6 protein-coding genes are annotated in these 3,987 nt (G+C 61.1%); 2 read left to right on the top strand and 4 right to left on the bottom strand.

The features are described from left to right. The coding region (locus AC1D1X_RS17570; protein WP_477698770.1) for a gamma carbonic anhydrase family protein at positions 1–198 on the top strand (198 nt) is incomplete at its 5' end. Positions 199–356: 158 nt separating this feature from the next. Then, positions 357–1,325 (top strand): Hsp33 family molecular chaperone HslO, encoded by a 969-nt coding sequence (hslO, locus tag AC1D1X_RS17565; protein ID WP_477646843.1) that lies wholly within the window; start codon positions 357–359, stop codon positions 1,323–1,325. Between the two features lie 32 nt (positions 1,326–1,357). Here hslO and AC1D1X_RS17560 read toward each other — a convergent pair whose 3' ends face one another. The 4 genes from AC1D1X_RS17560 to AC1D1X_RS17545 all read right to left on the bottom strand — a co-directional run bounded on the left by AC1D1X_RS17560 (position 1,358) and on the right by AC1D1X_RS17545 (position 3,902). Continuing rightward, positions 1,358–1,861 carry a hypothetical protein gene (locus AC1D1X_RS17560; protein ID WP_477698769.1) on the bottom strand — a complete coding sequence of 168 codons (504 nt, stop codon included), beginning with the start codon at positions 1,859–1,861 and terminating at the stop codon, positions 1,358–1,360. Between the two features lie 32 nt (positions 1,862–1,893). Then, on the bottom strand, positions 1,894–2,169 hold the full coding sequence (locus AC1D1X_RS17555; RefSeq protein WP_477671128.1) for a septum formation initiator family protein: 276 nt from the start codon (positions 2,167–2,169) through the stop codon (positions 1,894–1,896). A 116-nt stretch (positions 2,170–2,285) separates the two neighbouring features. After that, positions 2,286–3,569, bottom strand: coding sequence for a phosphopyruvate hydratase (gene eno, locus AC1D1X_RS17550; protein WP_477671127.1), 1,284 nt, complete (start codon positions 3,567–3,569; stop codon positions 2,286–2,288). Between the two features lie 27 nt (positions 3,570–3,596). Then, positions 3,597–3,902: a DUF1330 domain-containing protein gene (locus tag AC1D1X_RS17545; protein ID WP_477698768.1), complete on the bottom strand. Its 306-nt coding sequence runs from the start codon at positions 3,900–3,902 to the stop codon at positions 3,597–3,599. Positions 3,903–3,987: the final 85 nt, after the last annotated feature.

Here is a 3,987-nt window from a genome sequence, read left to right as displayed (position 1 = left end):
GGCAAGAACTGCCTGGTAGGCGCGGGCTCCGTGGTCACCGAAGGCAAGGAATTCCCGGACGGCTCCCTGATCATCGGCAGCCCCGCCAAGGCGGTGAGGCAGCTTTCCCCCGAGCAGATCGAGGGTTTAAAAATGATCGCGAAGCACTATATAGAGAATGCCCAGCGCTACAAGGCCGGACTCAAGAAAATCGCCTGAACACCCAATGACCAAACCACCAAATACATGCAGAGCGTTAACGTCAGGGCTCCCCTTCAAGCAGGGGCCGCGGAACCGGCTTCGCCGGGCCGCAGGCGCAGCGGCCCCCTCGGGGGGCAGGGAGCTACACGAAGTGAGCGACCGTGGGGGCCTGTTTAATGTCTGAGTTGCATAAATTCATCTTTGAAGGCCTGCCGGTTCGCGGCATGCTGGTCCGCCTGACCGATTCCTGGCAGGAAATCCTCAAACGCAGACAGGCGGCCGGCGGCTACCCGGCCGAGGTCATGCAGCTGCTGGGAGAAATGACCGCCGCAGGTGCGCTGATGCAGAGCAACATCAAGTTCAACGGTGCGCTGATTCTTCAAATCTTCGGCGACGGCCCGGTCAAGCTGGCCGTGGCCGAAGTGCAGCCCGACCTGAGCTTGCGCGCCACCGCCACGGTGACGGGTACGGTCGATGCGGGCAGCTCACTGAGCCAGCTGGTCAACGTAAGCAATCAGGGCCGCTGCGCGATCACGCTGGACCCCAAGGACAAGCTGCCGGGGCAGCAGGCCTACCAGGGTGTGGTGCCGCTTTTTGGCGACCAGCGCGAGAAGATTGAGAACCTGGCGGAAGTGCTTGAGCATTACATGCTGCAAAGTGAGCAGCTCGACACCAAGCTGATTCTTGCAGCCGACGGCAAGGTGGCTACCGGTCTGCTGATCCAGCGGCTGCCGGTCAAAGGCCAGGGGAACCTTGAAGGCCAGATCGACCGGGACGCCAATGAAGACCAGATCGGCGTCAATGAAGACTACAAACGCATTGCCATGCTGGCCGGCACGCTCAAACGCGAAGAGCTTTTAACCCTCGATGCCGACACGATCCTGCGCCGCCTTTTCTGGGAAGAGCAGGTTACCCGGTTTGAACCCGCCACCCCCAGTTTTGCCTGCAGCTGTTCGCGCGACCGTGTGGGCAACATGCTGCGCAGCCTTGGTACAGACGAAATCGAAAGCATCATTTCCGAACGCGGCAAGGTCGCGGTCGGGTGCGAATTTTGCGGCGCACAGTATGAGTTTGACCCGGTGGATGCGGCGCAGCTTTTCACCAGCCAGACCAACCAGCAGCCACCCACGTCCACCGTGCAATAGTTTCGTGGGCCGCGCTGCGGCAGGGCAATGCCTCAAGCGGTTGCTGCAGCGCGCTCCGCCAGCAGGTCGCTGAGCAGGCGGTGCTCACAAGCAGGATCGCTGCACTTTTCGCAGACCCACACCCAGGCCTTCTTGCTTTTTTGGGGGCTTGGTATTGCACCGGGCGTGCTTCGGGTGAAAGCTGGAGCACGGGGCCGCAGGCTTTGCGCGGCCTCCAGCGCCCGGGTAAGGCGCTGCTCCGCGGTCCCGTACATGACGCGATAGGGAATGCCCGCTTGCGACAGGGCTGCACGAATCGATTGGTCGGCGTTGTGTTGAAGGTGCCGGCATTCATCGGCCGTTTTGGCCGCTTGCAATGGCGCTTCTTCCAGTCCCATGAGCAGCGTCAGCCCAAAGCTGGGGAGGTCGGCAGGAAGGGGGGCGGCATCAGTCACGGCTACGGTGGCTTCGTGCCCCGAGATTTTCAGGGCGTTGTCCAGCGCAGCGGCAAGCTGTCTCTTTCCGGTAAGTGGAGCGCCGGTAACGGCAATTTTCAACACGGGCACTTTCGCAGGATGGATGCCAGGGCTTACTTGGTCACCTGCACGAAGATTTCATTCGGCTTGACCATGCCGAGTTCGATCCGGGCTTTTTCTTCGACCATTTCGAGGCCTTCCTTGAGGTCCCGGACTTCTGCAGCGAGCTGGTCATTGGCGGCCTGTGCCTGGGTGTTTTTGGCGAGTTGTTCGGTCAGCCGGTGCTGCATGTCGCGCACGCTGGGAATGCTGCCCCGGCCAATCCAGAGTTGCGCGTGGAATATGGCCAGGAGCGCAATCAGGATGGCGGGAACGAGCCGGTTTCCCATGCCTATGCTTGAGCGTGATGATTAAAGGGCAGGGTTTTTTCGCCGGGCCGCACCAAGAAAAAACGCACCCCCCCGGGGGGCAGCGAAGTACGCGAAGCGACGAGCGTGGGGGCCATTTACCGGAGGTTATAGAAGGCCGCGCGGCCCGGGTAGGTGGCGATGTCACCCAGGTCTTCTTCGATGCGCAGCAACTGGTTGTATTTCGCCATGCGGTCCGAGCGCGAGAGCGAGCCCGTCTTGATCTGGCCGGCATTGGTGCCCACGGCGATGTCGGCAATCGTGGAGTCTTCGGTTTCGCCCGAGCGATGGCTGATGACGGCGGTGTAGCCGGCGCGCTTGGCCATCTCGATGGCGGCAAAGGTTTCGGTCAGGGTGCCGATCTGGTTGATCTTGATCAGGATGGAGTTGGCAATCTGCTTGTCGATGCCTTCTTTGAGGATCTTGGTGTTGGTGACGAACAGGTCGTCGCCGACCAGCTGCACCTTTTTGCCCAGACGCTCGGTCAGGGTCTTCCAGCCGTCCCAGTCGCCTTCGGCCATGCCGTCTTCGATGCTGATGATGGGGTATTTGTCGACCCAGGTGGCCAGGATGTTGGTCCACTCGGTGGCATCCAGGCTCAGGCCTTCCGCGCCCAGGACGTATTTGCCGTCCTTGTAAAACTCCGATGCTGCGCAATCGAGGCCCAGGGCGATTTGTTCACCGGCCACATAACCGGCGGCGTCGATGGCTTCCAGGATCATCTGGATCGCAGCTTCATGGTTGGCCACATTGGGGGCAAAGCCGCCTTCGTCGCCGACGGCCACGCTCATGCCCTTGTCGTGCAGAATTTTCTTGAGGGCATGAAACACTTCAGCACCGTAACGCACGGCTTCGCGAAAGCTGGGCGCGCCGACAGGAATGATCATCAGCTCCTGCAGGTCCAGGTTGTTGTTGGCATGCGCGCCACCATTCACCACGTTCATCATGGGAACAGGCATTTGCATGGCGCCGCTGCCACCGAAATAACGATACAGGGGCAGGCCGGCTTCTTCAGCCGCTGCGCGTGCCACGGCCATGCTGACAGCCAGCGTGGCGTTGGCGCCCAGGCGCGATTTGTTGTCGGTGCCGTCCAGGTCAATCAGTGTGCGGTCCAGGAAGGCCTGTTCGCTGGCGTCCAGGCCCAGCACGGCTTCGGAGATTTCGGTGTTGATGTGTTCGACGGCCTTGAGCACGCCCTTGCCGAGGTAGCGCGACTTGTCGCCGTCGCGCAGCTCAATGGCTTCACGCGAACCGGTGGACGCGCCCGAAGGCACTGCAGCACGGCCCATGACGCCGGACTCCAGCAGCACGTCGCACTCAACGGTAGGGTTGCCACGGCTGTCGAGAATTTCGCGGCCGACGATATCAACAATTGCGCTCATTAGGTTCCTTTTTTTGTAGAGAGGGGATCAGACCGGGGCGGCAACGCCTTCGACCAGGACCATATTGAAAAACTCGGTGGCGCCAGCACGCTTGGCACGTGCGGCGCGGTACATTTCGTCGTCATAAAAGGCCTTGGCCTTCTCGTAGCTGGGAAAGCGCAGCATGGCGACGCGTGCAGGTTGCCAGGTGCCTTCCAGCGCCTCAAACTTACCACCGCGTACCAGGTATTCACCCCCAGCGGCTGCAACTGCGGCGGGCGCGGCCGCCATGTACTGCTTGGACGGCTCGGGGTCGGTGATCTTCATGTCGACAATGATGTAGGCGAAAGTCATGGCTTGTGTAGGCTTGCGGGATGGATCGCTGGCTCACGCGCTGAAGTTGTTTTCGAGGAAGCCGTTTTTCTAGGTGACACGATCC

The sequence above is a fragment of the Polaromonas sp. P1_G4 genome (assembly GCF_056405475.1).
This window is presented reverse-complemented; position numbering and strand designations above follow the sequence as displayed.

Coding starts and splice junctions, on each gene's coding strand:
- hslO (WP_477646843.1), top strand. CDS start 357: ATGTCTGAGTTGCATAAATTCATCTTTGAAGGCCTGCCGGTTCGCGGC.
- AC1D1X_RS17555 (WP_477671128.1), bottom strand. CDS start 2,169: ATGGGAAACCGGCTCGTTCCCGCCATCCTGATTGCGCTCCTGGCCATA.
- eno (WP_477671127.1), bottom strand. CDS start 3,569: ATGAGCGCAATTGTTGATATCGTCGGCCGCGAAATTCTCGACAGCCGT.
- AC1D1X_RS17545 (WP_477698768.1), bottom strand. CDS start 3,902: ATGACTTTCGCCTACATCATTGTCGACATGAAGATCACCGACCCCGAG.